Here is a 15,182-nt window from a genome sequence, read left to right on the forward strand (position 1 = left end):
CGCCCCGTGTTCCCTCTCCCCTGGTGTCCGGGTTCCCGGTGAACCCCCCGGAAAACGGTCCCAGCGGCTACGTTCGTGGCATGGCGGACACCGACCGATTCAGTGAGGACCTGGCGGACTTCGTGCGCCGGGTCGCGGAGTTGAAGGCATCGCGTGCCGTCCCCTCGGGTGACCTGGGCACCATGCTCGACGCGGCGCTGTTCGAACTCGATCACGTGGCGGAGCGGCTCTGGCCGGACTTCGAGCGGCTGGCCGCGGACGGCCCGGCGGTGGGCGCGACAGCGGTGTGGGACGACCAGAGGCTGCTGCGCGCCGTCTTCCAGCGGTTCCCGCTGCCGGTCGCGCTGGTCGACGGCGAGACGGTGGTGCGGCGTCTGAACACGGCGGCGGCGGATCTCACGGGGGTGCGGGGCGGGTACGCGACGGGGCGGCCGTTCGCCGGTTTCCTGACGCCGTCCGACCGGACCGCGTTCCGCTCCCAGGCCGCCGCGGTGGCCCGCAGGGAGGGCGACCGGAGCCTGACGGTCCGGTTGCAGCATCAGCCCCGGCTTCCGGTGCGGGCGACGCTGACCGCGCTGCGGCCGGGCAACGAGCCCCGCACGGTCGTCCTCGTCGTCCTGCAGCCCCCCGACACCAGGGAGCCGCTGCCCCGGAGCGTACGGGGGCAGACGCCGGACCTCGCCGAGGCGACCCGGAACGCCGAACTCCTCGAGCTGACGGACGCCATGACGGTCGCGCTGCTCACGGCGCCGAGCGGGGACCCCACCGGGGTGCTCGCCCGGGTCCCGGAGGTGCTGCACGGCCGGTTCGCCGACTGGGTGATCGCCGACGAGGGCGCGCAGCCGCGGCGGCGCACGGTCCTCGGCCCCGAGGGCGGCCCGGTCGCCGACGTCCTCGCGCAGGACCCGGCCGACTGCCCCCTGGTGATGGAGACGGCGCGGTGCGGGGCACCGACGCTGCAGGTGCGGCCGGATCCGCCGGACAGCTTCGGCCGGGACGCGAGCGGCGCGCCGGTGCTGGTGCGCGCGCACGTCACGTCCCTGCTGTGCGTGCCGCTCACGGCGGAGCCCGGCGGTCCGGTGGAGGGGGTGCTCAGCCTGTTCAGGACCGGCGCGCGCCTCGCGTTCTCGATGGCGGAGGCGCGCGCCGTGGATGTGATGTCCCGGCACATCGCCCTGGCTATGCGGCGCCCGGGGTGACGCGGGCGGCGCGGGCCTGCTCCTCGCACCGGGCGGCGGCCGCGCGGTGGGCGGCCTCGCACAGCACCTCCTCGCGCATCCGCCCGCAGCAGCGGCTGATCAGGCGGGACACGTGCATCTGGGAGATCCCCAGGTGCTCGGCGATGCGGCTCTGTGTCATGTCGCGGAAGAACCGCAGGTAGAGGATGGTCCGCTCGCGTTCGGGCAGTTGCGCGAGGCGCGGTTTGACGGCCTCGCGGTCGACGACGACGTCGAGGGCGGGGTCGGGGCCGCCGAGGGTGTCGCGCAGGGCGTAGCCGTCGTCGCTGCCGGGGAGTTCGGCGTCCAGGGACAGCGCGGTGAAGCTGTCGAGCGCTTCGAGTCCGGTCGCCGCGTCCTCCTCGCTCATCTGGGCCCGCTCGGCGATCTCGGCGATGCTGGGGGTGCGCCCCGGGGTGGTCTGGGTCAGGTCCTGGCAGGCGAACCGTACGCGGTTGCGCAGGTCCTGCACCCGGCGCGGCACGTGCAGCGTCCACATGTGGTCGCGGAAGTGGCGTTTGATCTCGCCGGTGACGGTCGGTACGGCGTAGCTCTCGAAGGCGTTGCCGCGCTCGGGGTCGTAGCGGTCGACGGCCTTGACCAGGCCGAGTGCGGCGACCTGGCGCAGGTCGTCGAGGGCTTCGCCGCGGTTGCGGAAGCGGCCCGCGAGCCGTTCGGCCATGGGCAGCCAGGCCCGCACCAGTTCGTCGCGCAGGGCGTCCCGCTCGGGTCCGTGGGGCAGTTCGCAGAGCCGCTGGAAGGCCGCGGCGGTGTCGGGAGCGTCGTCGTGGGGGTGCCGCCTGGACCGCGATCGCTGCGCGCGCGGGGGATTGGCGTGTGCGGGGCGTACCGCGCCGTGGTGGCGGGTCGCATCCTGGGATCGTGCTGCATCGGATCGCATGACGCGTGCAACTCCCTTTGAGCCGGTGCTTGGTGTGGACGGTCACCGTGGGAGGGCGCGCGCTCGTCGCACGGGGCACACCCGAAGTGAGCAAACCGCTCCCACGGACGTGCCTCCGGTCCGAAGCACTGCCCTTCCGCCTGCCCCACGCATCGAGAGGCAAACACCCCCCGAGGGCGACGGCCCCGATCCCACCCCGGCCCGGACTGGTCCTCCTGGAGCCTCGATGTGAGAAATCCCGCCGTACGGGCACCCGGGCGGGCGAAGGCTCGCACCGCAGTGGCCGGACGGACCGGAACAGCCAGAAATGGGGGTCAGCGCCAATGGAGCGGTACGTGAGGGAAGTCATGACTCCGGGAGTGACGGCGGTCAGGCCCGACGCGTCGCTCGTGGAGGCCGCGCAGCTGATGCGCGCCGAGGACGTCGGCGGAGTCGTGGTGACGGGCGGCGGCCGGCTCATCGGGGTGCTCACCGACCGGGACATCACGCTGCGTGCCGTGGCCGACGGCGTCGACCCGCTGACGGTCAGCGCGCAGTCCGTGTGCACCCCGAACCCGGTGGTGGTCGCCCCCGACGACGCGGTGTCGGAGGCCGTCGGCCTGATGCGGGCCCACGCGGTGCGCCGGCTGCCCGTCGTCGAGAACGGCAGGCCCGTCGGCATGGTGAACATCGGCGACCTGGCGGGCGGCCTGACGACAGGCAGCGTTGACCTGTCGTTCGAGCGGGGCGACGGGGCCGGGTTGCCGGGCAGTTCCGGGAGTTGACTCCGGCAGGTGATTTTGGTGATTCCGGTGATTCCAGGGCCGAGGGGTCAGGAGCCCGTCGAGCGGTCAGGATCCAGGCGGCCGGGAGTCAAGGGGTTCGGCCCAGGAGGTTCAGGAGCGCGGTCTGGGCGTCCGCCCCCGGCGGGGGCTGGACGGCGGGGGCGAAGAGGCCGCTCTTGCTCAACTCGCCCGCGTACGGCGCCACTTCGTTCGCGGCGGCGGCGACGAGGTCGTCCGGGAGCCGCTCGTCGGCGCCGATCGCCCGGGACAGGTCCCAGGCGTGCACGACGAGGTCGGTGACCATCTGGGCGCAGTAGTCGGCCGCGGGCGTCGGGCCGTACGAGAGGTGCACGGTCCGGTCCAGGGCGCCGCGTTCGCCGAACGCGGTGCGGGCCGCGTCGGCCGCGGTGTCCCAGGAGGCGACCGGGTCGGGGCCGAGGACGTCGCCGTCGAAGCTGTCACCGACGGACGCGAGGGTGGCGCCGTCGCGGACCAGCGGCGGGACCCACAGCTGCTCGACGACGAGGTGACCGACGAGGTCCCGTACGGTCCACTCCGCGCAGGGCGTCGGCGCGTCCCACTGGTCGGCGCGGACGGCGTGCACCCGGTCGGTGAACAGGTCGAGGGCCCGGCCGTGGCGCCGCGGCAGTGAGGTGGTGTCCGTCGCGCTCATGTCGCCTCCGGTGTGTCTCCCGTGTCCTTCGCGGCGAAGACGCCTGTCTCCAGTGAGGACATCCGACTCCCGTGCGGGCTTGTGACTCCGTCTCCCGTGCGGGCTTGTGACTCCAGTGAAGACGGAACGGGCCGGGACATCCAGGATTGAGGGCCGGAAGGGGCGGGCCCGATGGCACCGCGTGGGTACCGAGGGGAATGACCGGGCCCGCGGTCCGAGCCGGCCCGGCGGACTCCGCCGGGCCGGACGCACCGGGTTTCCGTCCACGGCCGACGCCCCGGAAGAAGGCTAGGGCTCCCGCGACGACGGCCGGCCCGTCCGGTACAGCGACACATTAGGCGGGTGCCCACGGGCCCACGATCCGCTCGGCGCGGCGAGTGTCCGAATAACGCACCGCGACACGCCGCCGCACCGCCCGCGCGCCGCCGCGCGCCCTCAGCCGCGCAGCGTCTGCGACGGCAGTTCCCCGAAGCGCGTCCGGTACTGCTCGGCGAACCGGCCCAGGTGGGTGAATCCCCAGCGGTGGGCGACGGCGCTCACGCACTGCTCGTCGGGGACGGCCGCGCGCAGTTCGTCCCGCACGCGCTGCAGGCGTACGTCGCGTACGTACGCCATGGGGGACATCCCCACGTAGCGTCGGAAGGCCTCCTGGAGCCAGCGCACCCCGACGCGGGCCTCGGCGGCGAGGACGGCGGCGGTGAAGGGGTGCTCGGGCCGCTGCTGCACGGCGTCCATGGCGCGTTTGACCGGCGCGGGCCGCAACCGGGCGACGGGGTCGGTGAGCTGGTCGCGGTAGGGGTGTCCCGCGGCGAGCAGCAGGCCGTTCAGGAGGGCTTCCTGCAGGGGCGCGGAGACCAGGGATCCGCTCAGCATCGCGGACTCGTCGAGGAGGTCGTCGGCGACCGCGCGGACCAGCCGGGTCCAGCCCCGGCCGGGCCCCTGGCCGGTGTCGAAGCCGGGGTCGAGCGGCACCGGGCCGCGGACGGGCCGGTCGAGCAGCGTCTCCAGGCTCTCCTCCAGGGCCACCCGGTCCAGCTTCACGGCGAGCACCCGGCAGTCGCCGGACCAGCGGTCGACGACGGTGTCGCCGCACGGCTGGTAGACGGCGGCCCTGTCGGGCGTGGTGAGCACGGGAGCGCCGGAGCCCTGGCGCCAGGTCATGTGGCCGCTGAGCGGGATGTTGACGTGGTACGACCCGAGTTCGCCGAGGCGCACCCGCACGTCGGTGTGGCAGGTCAGGCCGCCGACGGTGACCGCGCCGAGCCGCCCGATGGCGAACTCGGCGCGGAAGGAGCGCTGTCGGTCGAGCACGTCCAGGAAGTTGCTGTAGTAGGCGGTGACCAACACCTCCCGGGCCTCGTCCACGTCACTGGTCCGAAAGGGCGTCCTGACAGCCACGGTCTCCCCCCACTGCGCTGCGTACGGCGTGGTTTCACCACGCTACCCGGCGCGCTAGCGGGCCCGTTCCACTCTTTGCTCGTCCCATACGGCCTCCGGGGTCTCCCGGACGCGGCCGTCGGCGCCGAAGACGAGGTACCGGTCGAAGGAGCGGGCGAACCAGCGGTCGTGGGTCACGGCGAGCACCGTGCCCTCGTACGCCTCGAGGCCCTCCTGCAGTGCTTCGGCCGACTCCAGGTCCAGGTTGTCGGTGGGTTCGTCGAGCAGCAGGGCGGTGGCGCCCTCCAGCTCCAGGAGCAGGATCTGGAAGCGGGCCTGCTGGCCGCCGGAGAGCTTCTCGAAGCGCTGCTCGGCCTGCCCGGTGAGTTCGTAGCGGCGGAGGCGGGACATCGCCGCGCCCCGGTCCTTCGCGTGCTCGCGCCACAGGATGTCGAGCAGGGTGCGGCCGAACAGCTCCGGGTGGGCGTGGGTCTGCGCGAAGTGTCCCGGCACCACGCGCGCGCCGAGCTTCCACTCCCCCGTGTGGGCCACCGGGTTGTCGTGTTCGCCGGGGTCTCCGGCGAGGAGGCGCAGGAAGTGCGACTTCCCGGAGCCGTTGGAGCCGAGCACGGCGACCCGCTCGCCGTAGAAGACCTCCAGGTCGAAGGGTTTCATCAGGCCGGTCAGTTCGAGGTTCTTGCAGGTGACGGCCCGGACGCCGGTGCGGCCGCCGTGCAGGCGCATGGTGATCTCCTGCTTGCGCGGCGGCTCGGGCGGCGGTCCTGCCTCCTCGAACTTGCGCAGCCTGGTCTTCGCGGCCTGGTAGCGGGAGGCCATCTCGTCGCTGCGCGACGCGTACTGCTGCATGTCCAGGACCAGCTTCTTGAGCTGGGCGTGCTTCTCGTCCCAGCGGCGGCGCAGCTCCTCGAAGCGCGCGAAGCGCTCCTGGCGCGCCGCGTGGTACGTCCCGAAGCCCGCGCCGTGCACCCACACCTCGGAGCCGCCGGGGCTCGGCTCCACGCTGACGATCTTCTCGGCGGAGCGGGCGAGGAGCTCGCGGTCGTGGCTGACGAACAGGACGGTCTTGCGGGTCTCCTTCAGGCGCTGCTCCAGCCAGCGCTTGCCGGGGACATCCAGGTAGTTGTCGGGCTCGTCGAGGAGCAGCACCTCGTCGGTGCCGCGCAGCAGCGCCTCCAGGACCAGGCGCTTCTGCTCGCCGCCGGAGAGCGTGCGCACCTCGCGCCACTGGGCCTTGTCGTACGGGACGCCGAGCGCCGCCGTCGTGCAGATGTCCCAGAGCGTCTCGGCCTCGTACCCACGGGCCTCGGCCCAGTCGGAGAGCGCCTGCGCGTACTGGAGCTGGGCCGCCTCGTCGTCGACGGTCATGATGGCGTGCTCGGCGCGGTCGACGGCCCGGGCGGCCTCGCGGATGCGGGGCTGCGCCACGGACACGAGGAGGTCGCGCACGGTGGTGCCGTCGCGGACCGAGCCGACGAACTGGGGCATCACGCCGAGGCCGCCGCTCACCGTCACGCTGCCGCCGTGCGGCTGGAGCTCCCCCGCGACGAGCCGGAGCAGTGTCGTCTTGCCCGCGCCGTTCGCCCCGACCAGCGCCACCACCGCGCCCTCGCCCACCCGGAACGAGACGTCACCGAGCAGCGCTCGCCCGTCCGGCAGGTAGTACTCCAGGTGCGCGGCTTCCAGATGTCCCATGCGGGCGATTCTCCGGGGCGCCGCTCGGTGACGGCAAACGGATTCTCGGGGCCGTGCGCAGGACGGATTCCTACCGCCAAGGCGGTATCAGGGGGCCTCAGGGCGGTATCACGGGGCCGGGGCGGTATTCAGAGGGGGCCTCGCGGCGCCAGGGCGGCGCCAGGGGGCCTCGCAGGGGTCGATCCGTTGCAGATCGCCGCCGGGGGGTATGCGGTCCCCATGACCTCAGATGCCGACCGCCCCCTGTCCCCGGCCCGCGGGCCCCGGAACCGGATGATCGCGCTCGACCGGCGGGTCTTCGACGCCGTGGCGACGCGGCACTGGCCCGGCGCCGACCGGCTGCTGCCGCGGCTCAGCCACGCCGCGAACCACGGGCGCCTCTGGTTCGCCACGGCGGCCGCGCTCGCCGCGACCCGGAGCCCGCGGGCCAAGCGTGCCGCCGCCCGGGGCGTGGCCTCGCTCGCGGTGGCGTCCGCGACGATCAACACGCTCGGCAAGCGGTCGGTGCGGCGGACCCGCCCGGCCCTCGACCCGGTGCCGCTCGTGCGCAGGCTGAAGCGGCAGCCCGCGACCACGTCCTTCCCCTCGGGGCACGCCGCGTCCGCGGCGGCCTTCGCCGTCGGGGTGGCCCTGGAGTCGCCCCGGCTCGGCGCGGTCGTCGCCCCGCTCGCGGGCGCCGTCGCGCTGTCCCGCGTCTACACGGGCGTGCACTTCCCGAGCGACGTCCTCGCCGGTGCGGCCCTGGGCGCGGGTGCCGCGTACGCCGTGCGCGGCCTGGTGCCGACCCGGTCCCAGCTGCCGCTGCCGGGCCGGCCGCGCGCTCAGGCCCCGGCCCTGCCCGGCGGGCGCGGCCTGGTCGTGGTCACCAACAGCGGCGCGAAGACCGCCGACCGCGTGCGTGAGCTGCTCGACGTCCTGCCGCACGCCGAGGTGGTGACCTGCGCGCCGGACGGCCTGGTGGCCGAGTTGGAGAAGGCGGCGGCCCGGGCCCGCGCCCTCGGGGTGTGCGGCGGCGACGGCACCGTCAACGCGGCCGCGTCGGTGGCCCTGCGGCACGGCGTGCCGCTCGCGGTCCTTCCCGGCGGCACGCTCAACCACTTCGCGGCCGACCTCGGGGTCGAGGGGCCTCGTGAGCTGGCGCGGGCCGTGGAGGTGGGCGACGCGGTCGCGGTGGACGTCGGGCGCTTCCGCTCCCGCACCGGTTCCGGGCACTTCCTCAACACCTTCAGCCTCGGCGTCTACCCCGAGCTGGTGCGCGAGCGGGAGCGGTGGTCGCCCCGGATCGGCGGCTGGCCCGCGGGCGTGCTCGCCGCGGCGCGCGTGCTGCGCTCCGACCAGCATCCGCTGCGCGCCGAGATCGGCGGCACCGAGCGGGCGCTGTGGCTGCTGTTCGCCGGGAACTGCGTGTACAACCGGCTCGGTCCGACGCCCACGCGGCGGTTCGACCTCGCCGACGGGCTGCTCGACGTGCGCATCGTGCACGGCGGCCGCAAGCCGGGCTCCCGGCTGCTCGCGGCGGCCCTGACGGCTCCGGTGGAGCGCTCCCCCGTCCAGACCGCGGCCCGCCCGCGCCAGCTGCGCCTCGACGGGCTCGCCCCCGGCACGAAGATCGCGTACGACGGCGAACTCTCCTCGGCCGAGGGCGAGTTGCTTCTTGACAAGCTGCCGGAGGCACTGACCGTGTACCGGCCCTCGCTGGCCACGTGACCCACGTCGCCAGAGCCCCCCACTGACCGCCACTGACCGCATGGTGAGACGGGGGTCTCACACTTCGACACGAGCGGCTTACAGTGCCGTCATGTCAGCCCTTCACCACACCCACGCCGAGACCGCCGTCTACACGCACGGGCACCACGAGTCCGTCCTGCGCTCCCACACGTGGCGCACCGCCGCCAACTCCGCGGCCTACCTTCTCGGTTCGCTCCGCCCCCATCAGCGGATCCTGGACGTCGGCTGCGGCCCCGGCACCATCACCGCGGACCTGGCCGCGCTGGTCCCTGACGGGCACGTCACCGGTGTCGACCGCGCACCCGAAATCCTCGACCGGGCGCGTGCCATGGCCGCCGGGCGCGGCCTGGACAACGTCTCGTTCGCGGTAGCCGACGCGCACGCCCTCGACCACCCCGACGACACCTTCGACGTCGTGCACGCCCACCAGGTGCTCCAGCACGTGGGCGACCCCGTGCGGGCGCTGCGCGAGATGCGCCGGGTGTGCCGCCCGGGCGGCGTCGTCGCGGTGCGCGACAGCGACTACGCGGCGATGACCTGGTACCCGCACGTGCCGGGCCTGGACGACTGGCTCGACCTGTACCGGCGGGTCGCCCGGTCCAACGGTGGCGAGCCGGACGCCGGGCGGCGCCTCAAGTCCTGGGCGCGGGAGGCCGGTTTCAGCGAGGTCACGGCGTCGGCGGGCACGTGGTGCTACAGCACGCCCGAGGAGCGGGCCTGGTGGAGCGAGCTGTGGGCGGACCGCACGGTGGCGTCGGCGTACGCGGAGCGCGCGACGGCGTCCGGGCACGCGGACCACAAGCAGTTGGCGGCGGTCGCGGCGGCCTGGCGGGAGTGGGGGCGGGCGGAGGACGGCTGGTTCGTGGTGCTGCACGGGGAGTTGCTGTGCCGGGCTTGAGGCGACCCGCGTGAGGTGGCCCGCATGAGGTGACCTCCGCCAGGGGGCGCGGGCGGCGGGGCGGCGCCGGGGAGGCTCACTCCCTGGGCGGAGCCGGGCTCACTCCCTGGGCGGGGCCGGGCTCACGCCCTGGGCGGGGCCGGGCTCACGCCCTGGGCAGCAGCGGGCCCAGGGGTCCGAGGTCCAGGTTCAGGTCCTCGGGCCGCAGCCCGTAGCGCTCGCGGAGCCGCGTCATGCGGTCCTCCAGGAGCATCAACGTCATGCCGACACGCTCCTCCTGATCCTCCGTCAGCTCACCGGACTCGAAGCGGCGGATCGCCTGCCGCTCCATCAGCTCGCGCAGCAGCTCCACGACGGTCAGGACGAGGGCGACGAGGTCGCGCTCCACGGTGTCCGGTTCCAGGTCCATCGTCCTCATGAGGCCTCCCGTTCCCTCTTGCTCATGGCGCCTCCGGGTCGGTACGCCGGTCGCCCGCGCCCCGGTCGCCGTCCGCGGCCGTCGGCCACGGCGAGGGCACCTGGGCGTTGACGGCGCTGATCAGCGCCTTCAGGTCGATGCGGACGAGGTCGACGTCCGCGATGCGCAGGGTGATGGCGCCCGTGATGACCACGCCGCCGGCGAGCAGCCGGTCGAGCACGTCGACGAGCGCGATCTCCCGGCGCGCGAACGGCTGGACGGACGCGCGCCCAAAGCGGTCGGCCGCCGCGCTCACGGCGCCCCACCCACGTCCTGACGTGCCGCGCCCTCCCCGCCGTGCGGTGTCTCCCCCGCGCCGGGGTCGTCCGTGAGACCGGGGTCATCCGTGAGACCGGGGTCGTCCGTGAAGGAGTACGCGGCCCACGGCCCCGTCACCTCCACGCGGAGCCCCGGCCTCGTGCCCTGCGTGCGGCCGATCAGCTCCAGGAACTCCTCGGACCACGTACGCGGCACCAGATAGGCGGAGTTGAGGATGTTCCGGCCCGCTCCGGCGTCGGTGAGCGGACCGCTCTGCACGGGGTGCAGCCGGGCGTCGGCCGCGTACCGGGCGAGGTCGCCGTGCAGGCGCCGCGTGAACACCTCGGCCCGTGCCAGGGCCTCCTCGCGCGCCGCGTTCCCGGCCCTGCGGCAGCGCAGATAGTCCCGCCCCGACCTCGGCGCGCGCGGGGCCGAGGCTGCGTCGGCCCCGGGGGCGTCGGCGTCCCCGCCCACACCCCCGTCCCCGTCCCCCGTTGCGGCGCCCAGCCACACCTTCACGCCCCACTCCACATGGCCGTCGATCCGGTCCAGGATGCGGTGCAGCCGCTCGGACTCGTCCTCCAGCATGGCGCGTACACCGCTGTCGTCGTGGAAGACCGTCGCGAGCCGCAGCGGCAGCGGACAGGTCACGGTCGCGAGGGCGGCGACGACGTTCTGGTGGGCGCGGGCCGTTTCCGCGAGCCACGCCAGGTCCTCCAGGTGCGCGCGCAACGCCTCCCGGCCGAAGTCCCGTTCGGGGACGGGGCTGACGACGGCCACCAGCCCCTCGTGGGCGAGCCGGCGCGGCGGCGCGCCGCCCACGCCGGTGAGGTCGGCGTGCAGCGGCGCGGCGAACGGGCGGCACACGGCGTACACATAGCGCAGGTCATCGTTCACGTTCGCGTTCTCCTCGGCCGTCTCGCCCGGTGCCGTCTTGCCCGGTGCCGTCAGCTGCGGTGGCGCCGCCGCGGTCGAGGGCGGCGCGGCCGTCGGCCGCCACGGCCGCCTCCAACTGCTGGACGCGGCGGCGCAGTTCGTCGTTCTCCCGCGCGAGCGCGGTCCGGCGCGCACCGCTGGACAGCGCCGGGTCGTCCTCCCACCAGTCGATGCCCATTTCCTTGGCGCGCTCCACGGAGGCGACGACGAGGCGGAGCTTGATCGTGAGCAGCTCGATGTCGAGCAGGTTGATCCGGATGTCGCCCGCGATGACGATGCCCTTGTCCAGGACGCGTTCGAGGATGTCGGCGAGGTTCGCGCCGCCCTGCGGGTAGGGCTCGGGCAAGCGGCTCGCGGTCGTCATCGGCGGTTCCGGGCGCCGTCGGCCGCGACGAGTTCGTCATCGCCGTCCTCGTCGTAGAGGTCCTCGTCGTCGCTCTCCTCCTCGTCGGCCAGGTTCTCGTCCGCCAGGTCCTCGTCGTCGACCGCTTCCGGGTCGGTGTCGGCCCTGTCGGTGTCCGCCGCGTCCTCCGCGTCCACCGCGTAGTCGCTCTCGTCCTCGTCGTCGCTCTCGTCCTCGTCCTCGTCCTCCGCGTCCTCGTCGTACGCCCCCTCGCCGTCCTCGCCCCCGTCCTCCTCCTCGTGTCCCTCGTACGCGCCCTCGGGGTCGTCCGCGCCCGCCGTCTTCTCCTCTTCCTCCTCCGCCACCGCCTCGTCGTGGCCGCGCACCACCTCGCCGTCGCGGATCTCGCCGCGCCAGCCGTCGCTCGCCTCGCCGCGCATCGACAGGTGCCGGGCGAAGTGCTTGAGGTCGAGGCGGACCCGGCGGCCCTGGGCGCGCCAGATGTTGCCGGTCTTCTCGAACAGGCCCTTCGGGTAGTACTCCACGACGAGCAGGACGCGGGTCAGCTGCTCGCCGAGCGGGTGGAAGGTGACCACGCCCTTCGTGGTGCCCTTCGCGCCCTCCGAGGTCCAGGAGATGCGCTGGTCCGGCACCTGCTCGGTGACGTGGGCCTTCCAGCTCCGGCTCGACCAGAAGATCTTGAGCTGCCAGTCCGAGTCCGTGTCGCCTGCCGCGCTCGCGCTCTTGACGCCCTTGGCGAACGTGGCGAAGTCCTGGAACTGCGTCCACTGGTCGTAGGCCTCGCGTACCGGCACGCCGACGTCGACGTACTCCAGGATGACGGTCGGCTTCTGGCCGCCCCCGCCCTTCTTGCGGCGCCCGGTGAGGTTCCGCACGGCTCCCTTGACCGAGTCCTTGAGGCGGCTGCCGCCGAGTTCCGCGGCGCTGCGCAGCGGGCCCTTGCCCTGGGTGAGCTTGCGGCCGCCTTCGAGGGCGAGCTTGCCGAGGCCGGGGCTGCGGCCGTCGGCGATGTCGTTGAGCTTGACGGTGGTCTCGCCGAGCTTGCGGCCGACCCCGATCAGGGCACGCTCGGCCTGCGCCATCGCGTAGGCCTTGGCCTCGTCCTTCAGGCGGTCCGCCGCCGGGCTGTGAGCGGCGGACCGCAGCATGTTCGCGGCACCGGCGCTGTCACCGGAGCCGTTGCCGGAGCCGTTGCCGGTGTCCTCGCGGGTCCGCTCGCGGGTCTCCTCGCGGGTGTCAGTCATCGCTGCCTCCCCGCGTCCGGGTGGCCTTCTTCGCGGTGCGCCGCTGTGTGCCCGTGCCGCGCTGCTGCGAGCCGCGGGCGCCGTCCGTGCCGCGCGAGCCCTGGGTCTTGCGGGACGGGCCCGTCTTGCGTTCGCCCCGGGCGGCCGACGTGGCCTTCTTCGTCGCCGAACCCGTCTTTCGCGCGCCGGCCTTGGCCGTACCGCCCGCGCTCTTGCCCGCGCCCTTGGCCTTGTCGGACGTCTCTGCGGCCTTGTCGGACGTCTCGTCGGCCTGGTCGGGCGCCTCGTCGGCGCCGGGCACGCCGTCCGTGTCGGGAGTGACCCCCGAGAGCCGGTCGCGCACGTCCAGGGTGCGGTCGTGCAGCCGGTCGGCGAGGCCTTCGAGCTGCCGGTCGAGCAGCGAGCCGGTGGCCGCCTTGCCGACGCCCCGCAGGTCCTGCTTCAGCTGGTCGCCGATCTCCTTGAACTGCGGGTTGTCCTCCAGCTGCCGGGTCACCGCGCCGACGAGCGCGCCGGGGCTGAGCTGCAGCCTGCGGCCCGCCACCATCGTGCCCACGGCGAAGGCGAGTTTCGCCTTCTTCGTGCGTCCGAGAAGGTACCCCGCGCCCACGGCGAGGCCCACTGCCAGTCGATTCATGACGTTCCTGTCCTCACTGCCCTGACGGTGCCGACGGTCGGTCGTCCGCCCGGGCCACGCCGCCGGCGGGTCCGTGGCCGAGACGGGCGAGGAGTTCGTCCTCGCGGCGGTCGAACTCGTCCTCGGTGATCTCACCGGCGTCCAACCGCTCGGCGAGCAGGGCGAGTTCCTCGGTGATGGCCGAGGGGTCGTAGTACTGCCGCTCAGCCTCCGCGGCCACCTGCCGGAGCACCCACAGGGTGCCCCGGGCCGGGGCCAGCGGCAGGGCGAGCAGTTCGCCGACGAGTCCCATGGACGGACCTCACCGCCTCAGCCCACGCCCGCAGGATCGTCGGCGGGCCGCGCCGGGCCCGGGTCGACGAAGCTGTACGGGGGCAGCGGGCCGTGTACGCGCAGTTCCAGGTGGGGGTGGTCCCGGCGCAGTTCCTCGACGGCGGCGACGAATCCGTCGGCGCGGTCGCGGCTCACCAGGAACGACACGTTCGCGAGCCAGCCGCTGCCGTCGGGTCCCGCGCTCACGGAGTCGGCGTGCGGCTCCAGGGCGCGCCGGACCTCGGCGCCGTCACCGGCCTCGCGGGCCCGCACGGCCGCGGTCACCTGCTCGCCGAGGCGCAGCTTCTGTTCGTAACTGCCGCCGCCCGCACGCTGGTTGGCCTCGACCATGGCGCGCAGCTCGGGGCTGTCGGCGAGCACCTGGTGCAGCACGGCCTGCTCGTCGTGGGCGGCCTTCACGTTGTACTCGGCCTTGCCTTCGAGGGCGCGCAGCCGCTCCTCGTAGTGCTCGCAGCGGTCGTCGAGCACCGCGAGGACGGCGTCGTCGTCCTGCGCGAGGCTGCCGAAGCGCATCGGCAGGACCGGGCCGCCCGCGCCCGCCTCGTCCAGGACGGATCGGTGCGCGAGCAGGTCACGGCGTTTGGGCCGCAGGTCGTCGGGGCTGTCGGAGACGAGCGCGGCGAGGCCGTCCCGGCGCAGGACGCGCACCTTCTGCGCGGGGTCGCCGATGCCGTCCATGCCGTCGGGAAGCGCCGGGTGCGCCGCGGCGGCGATGCCGTAGACGTACGTGGTCACTCCTGCTCCTCCTTCCTGCGGGACGACGTGCGCCGGGCGCGCGGCCGGGCGGGCTCCTCGTCGGCGCGGCCTTCCTCGCGGGCCTGCCGGAACGCGTCGGAGATGGTCTCCGCGGCGCCGGAGAGCGCGCCCTTGGACTTGCCGCGCGCGCCGGACTCGGTGATCTCGCCGACGAGGTCGGGCAGGCCGGGGCTCTTGTGCGGGCCCGCTTCCAGGTCGAGGCGGTTGCAGGCCTCGGCGAACCGCAGGTACGTGTCGACGCTCGCGACCACGACCCGCACGTCGATCTTCAGGATCTCGATGCCGACGAGCGAGACGCGGACGAACGCGTCGATCACGAGGCCGCGGTCCAGGATGAGTTCGATGACGTCGTACAGGCCGCTGGTGCCGCCTGCGCCGCCGGACTGCTGTGCTGGGACGACGGTCATGCCGACCGGTCCTCCTTGCCTTGGGTGTCGGTCTTGCCTGGGGTGTCGGTTGCCTTGAGGTCTCCGGGAACGTCCGGGGCGGGCCGGTCGCCGTCCGGTGGGGCGGGGGTCAGCCGCCGCCCGGCCGGGGCGGGTCGGCCCGCCCTCGCTCGTAGCGCCGCACACGCCGGTACCCGATCAGGTCGCCTTGCGGGTCGAGGGTCACGGCGTAGGTCGCGAGCAGGCTCATCGTGTCCGGCACGCGGGCCAGTTCGAGGACCTCGACGGCCAGGTCCCAGCCCTCTTCGGATCGTTCGAAGGACGACACGGACTCGACCGTCAGACCGGTGAGTTCCGCCAGTTGCTCACGCGCGCAGCGCAGCACGACGACGGGTCCGGGCACGTTGTCCGCGTCGGCCTTCTTCTGGTTCGTACTCTGCTTTCTCGACGTCTGGGTCATGGCCACCTCCTGGTCCGGGTGACCCCGCGGGCGCGGGCCAAACCCCTCGGGGCGCGGGGCCGTTCGTCCCGTCGTCGCTC

The 15,182-nt window shown here is 73.9% G+C and carries 18 protein-coding genes; 4 read left to right on the forward strand and 14 right to left on the reverse strand.

Translation table 11 applies throughout. The features are described from left to right. Nucleotides 1-80: 80 nt before the first annotated feature. Complete coding sequence (locus tag QUY26_RS06740) at nucleotides 81-1,199, forward strand: PAS domain-containing protein (protein ID WP_289944203.1); 1,119 nt, start codon at nucleotides 81-83, stop codon at nucleotides 1,197-1,199. On the opposite strand, the gene QUY26_RS06745 is transcribed toward QUY26_RS06740, so the two are convergent. Further along, nucleotides 1,180-2,118 carry an RNA polymerase sigma factor SigF gene (locus QUY26_RS06745; protein WP_289944204.1) on the reverse strand — a complete coding sequence of 313 codons (939 nt, stop codon included), beginning with the start codon at nucleotides 2,116-2,118 and terminating at the stop codon, nucleotides 1,180-1,182. The genes QUY26_RS06740 and QUY26_RS06745 overlap by 20 nt on opposite strands. A 323-nt stretch (nucleotides 2,119-2,441) precedes the next feature. Between QUY26_RS06745 and QUY26_RS06750 the strand changes: the two genes are divergently transcribed. Next, the gene (locus tag QUY26_RS06750) at nucleotides 2,442-2,882 is read left to right on the forward strand and encodes a CBS domain-containing protein (protein WP_289944205.1); all 441 of its coding nucleotides are present in this window, start codon (nucleotides 2,442-2,444) and stop codon (nucleotides 2,880-2,882) included. 88 nt (nucleotides 2,883-2,970) lie between these two features. Here QUY26_RS06750 and QUY26_RS06755 read toward each other — a convergent pair whose 3' ends face one another. The 3 genes from QUY26_RS06755 to QUY26_RS06765 all read right to left on the reverse strand — a co-directional run bounded on the left by QUY26_RS06755 (nucleotide 2,971) and on the right by QUY26_RS06765 (nucleotide 6,645). After that, nucleotides 2,971-3,555, reverse strand: coding sequence for a TIGR03086 family metal-binding protein (locus QUY26_RS06755; protein ID WP_289944206.1), 585 nt, complete (start codon nucleotides 3,553-3,555; stop codon nucleotides 2,971-2,973). A 435-nt stretch (nucleotides 3,556-3,990) separates the two neighbouring features. Further along, entirely contained in the window at nucleotides 3,991-4,920 is a 930-nt protein-coding gene (locus QUY26_RS06760) for an AraC family transcriptional regulator (RefSeq protein ID WP_289944207.1), read from the reverse strand. An 87-nt stretch (nucleotides 4,921-5,007) separates the two neighbouring features. After that, nucleotides 5,008-6,645 (reverse strand): ABC-F family ATP-binding cassette domain-containing protein, encoded by a 1,638-nt coding sequence (locus QUY26_RS06765; RefSeq protein ID WP_289944208.1) that lies wholly within the window; start codon nucleotides 6,643-6,645, stop codon nucleotides 5,008-5,010. Nucleotides 6,646-6,864: 219 nt separating this feature from the next. On the opposite strand from QUY26_RS06765, the gene QUY26_RS06770 reads away from it, so the two are divergent. Beyond that, nucleotides 6,865-8,352, forward strand: coding sequence for a bifunctional phosphatase PAP2/diacylglycerol kinase family protein (locus tag QUY26_RS06770; protein ID WP_289944209.1), 1,488 nt, complete (start codon nucleotides 6,865-6,867; stop codon nucleotides 8,350-8,352). 91 nt (nucleotides 8,353-8,443) lie between these two features. Continuing rightward, nucleotides 8,444-9,271 (forward strand): class I SAM-dependent methyltransferase, encoded by an 828-nt coding sequence (locus QUY26_RS06775; protein WP_289944210.1) that lies wholly within the window; start codon nucleotides 8,444-8,446, stop codon nucleotides 9,269-9,271. A gap of 145 nt (nucleotides 9,272-9,416) precedes the next feature. Here the strand turns inward: QUY26_RS06775 and QUY26_RS06780 are convergent, their stop codons facing one another. The 10 genes from QUY26_RS06780 to QUY26_RS06825 all read right to left on the reverse strand — a co-directional run bounded on the left by QUY26_RS06780 (nucleotide 9,417) and on the right by QUY26_RS06825 (nucleotide 15,102). Beyond that, entirely contained in the window at nucleotides 9,417-9,689 is a 273-nt protein-coding gene (locus QUY26_RS06780) for a gas vesicle protein K (RefSeq protein ID WP_289944211.1), read from the reverse strand. A 22-nt stretch (nucleotides 9,690-9,711) separates the two neighbouring features. Continuing rightward, nucleotides 9,712-9,984: a gas vesicle protein gene (locus tag QUY26_RS06785; protein ID WP_289944212.1), complete on the reverse strand. Its 273-nt coding sequence runs from the start codon at nucleotides 9,982-9,984 to the stop codon at nucleotides 9,712-9,714. Next, entirely contained in the window at nucleotides 9,981-10,883 is a 903-nt protein-coding gene (locus QUY26_RS06790; RefSeq protein ID WP_289944213.1) for a GvpL/GvpF family gas vesicle protein, read from the reverse strand. The genes QUY26_RS06785 and QUY26_RS06790 overlap by 4 nt, the downstream gene beginning before the upstream one ends. Beyond that, nucleotides 10,873-11,286 (reverse strand): gas vesicle protein, encoded by a 414-nt coding sequence (locus QUY26_RS06795; protein WP_289944214.1) that lies wholly within the window; start codon nucleotides 11,284-11,286, stop codon nucleotides 10,873-10,875. Before QUY26_RS06795 ends, QUY26_RS06790 begins: the two co-directional genes overlap by 11 nt. Then, complete coding sequence (locus QUY26_RS06800; protein ID WP_436840280.1) at nucleotides 11,283-12,530, reverse strand: SRPBCC family protein; 1,248 nt, start codon at nucleotides 12,528-12,530, stop codon at nucleotides 11,283-11,285. Before QUY26_RS06800 ends, QUY26_RS06795 begins: the two co-directional genes overlap by 4 nt. Further along, nucleotides 12,523-13,167: a DNA primase gene (locus tag QUY26_RS06805; RefSeq protein WP_289944215.1), complete on the reverse strand. Its 645-nt coding sequence runs from the start codon at nucleotides 13,165-13,167 to the stop codon at nucleotides 12,523-12,525. The genes QUY26_RS06800 and QUY26_RS06805 overlap by 8 nt, the downstream gene beginning before the upstream one ends. 13 nt (nucleotides 13,168-13,180) lie before the next feature. After that, a complete protein-coding gene (locus tag QUY26_RS06810) occupies nucleotides 13,181-13,459 on the reverse strand; it encodes a gas vesicle protein GvpG (protein WP_289944216.1) in 279 nt (92 codons plus the stop codon). A 17-nt stretch (nucleotides 13,460-13,476) separates the two neighbouring features. Further along, nucleotides 13,477-14,235, reverse strand: coding sequence for a GvpL/GvpF family gas vesicle protein (locus tag QUY26_RS06815; protein WP_289944217.1), 759 nt, complete (start codon nucleotides 14,233-14,235; stop codon nucleotides 13,477-13,479). Next, complete coding sequence (locus tag QUY26_RS06820; RefSeq protein ID WP_289944218.1) at nucleotides 14,232-14,663, reverse strand: gas vesicle structural protein GvpA; 432 nt, start codon at nucleotides 14,661-14,663, stop codon at nucleotides 14,232-14,234. Before QUY26_RS06820 ends, QUY26_RS06815 begins: the two co-directional genes overlap by 4 nt. Before the next feature lie 109 nt (nucleotides 14,664-14,772). Then, on the reverse strand, nucleotides 14,773-15,102 hold the full coding sequence (locus QUY26_RS06825) for a gas vesicle protein (RefSeq protein ID WP_289944219.1): 330 nt from the start codon (nucleotides 15,100-15,102) through the stop codon (nucleotides 14,773-14,775). Between the last annotated feature and the right edge of the window lie 80 nt (nucleotides 15,103-15,182).

Origin of the sequence: Streptomyces flavofungini, from assembly GCF_030388665.1 — a bacterium.
Taxonomy (GTDB): Bacteria; Actinomycetota; Actinomycetes; order Streptomycetales; family Streptomycetaceae; genus Streptomyces; species Streptomyces flavofungini_A.

What these genes read in the sequence shown, in the direction of transcription:
- QUY26_RS06740 (WP_289944203.1), top strand. Translation starts at nt 81, where the DNA reads ATGGCGGACACCGACCGATTCAGTGAGGACCTGGCGGACTTCGTGCGC.
- QUY26_RS06745 (WP_289944204.1), bottom strand. Translation starts at nt 2,118, where the DNA reads ATGCGATCCGATGCAGCACGATCCCAGGATGCGACCCGCCACCACGGC.
- QUY26_RS06750 (WP_289944205.1), top strand. Translation starts at nt 2,442, where the DNA reads ATGGAGCGGTACGTGAGGGAAGTCATGACTCCGGGAGTGACGGCGGTC.
- QUY26_RS06755 (WP_289944206.1), bottom strand. Translation starts at nt 3,555, where the DNA reads ATGAGCGCGACGGACACCACCTCACTGCCGCGGCGCCACGGCCGGGCC.
- QUY26_RS06765 (WP_289944208.1), bottom strand. Translation starts at nt 6,645, where the DNA reads ATGGGACATCTGGAAGCCGCGCACCTGGAGTACTACCTGCCGGACGGG.
- QUY26_RS06770 (WP_289944209.1), top strand. Translation starts at nt 6,865, where the DNA reads ATGACCTCAGATGCCGACCGCCCCCTGTCCCCGGCCCGCGGGCCCCGG.
- QUY26_RS06775 (WP_289944210.1), top strand. Translation starts at nt 8,444, where the DNA reads ATGTCAGCCCTTCACCACACCCACGCCGAGACCGCCGTCTACACGCAC.
- QUY26_RS06780 (WP_289944211.1), bottom strand. Translation starts at nt 9,689, where the DNA reads ATGAGGACGATGGACCTGGAACCGGACACCGTGGAGCGCGACCTCGTC.
- QUY26_RS06795 (WP_289944214.1), bottom strand. Translation starts at nt 11,286, where the DNA reads ATGACGACCGCGAGCCGCTTGCCCGAGCCCTACCCGCAGGGCGGCGCG.
- QUY26_RS06800 (WP_436840280.1), bottom strand. Translation starts at nt 12,530, where the DNA reads ATGACTGACACCCGCGAGGAGACCCGCGAGCGGACCCGCGAGGACACC.
- QUY26_RS06805 (WP_289944215.1), bottom strand. Translation starts at nt 13,167, where the DNA reads ATGAATCGACTGGCAGTGGGCCTCGCCGTGGGCGCGGGGTACCTTCTC.
- QUY26_RS06810 (WP_289944216.1), bottom strand. Translation starts at nt 13,459, where the DNA reads ATGGGACTCGTCGGCGAACTGCTCGCCCTGCCGCTGGCCCCGGCCCGG.
- QUY26_RS06820 (WP_289944218.1), bottom strand. Translation starts at nt 14,663, where the DNA reads ATGACCGTCGTCCCAGCACAGCAGTCCGGCGGCGCAGGCGGCACCAGC.
- QUY26_RS06825 (WP_289944219.1), bottom strand. Translation starts at nt 15,102, where the DNA reads ATGACCCAGACGTCGAGAAAGCAGAGTACGAACCAGAAGAAGGCCGAC.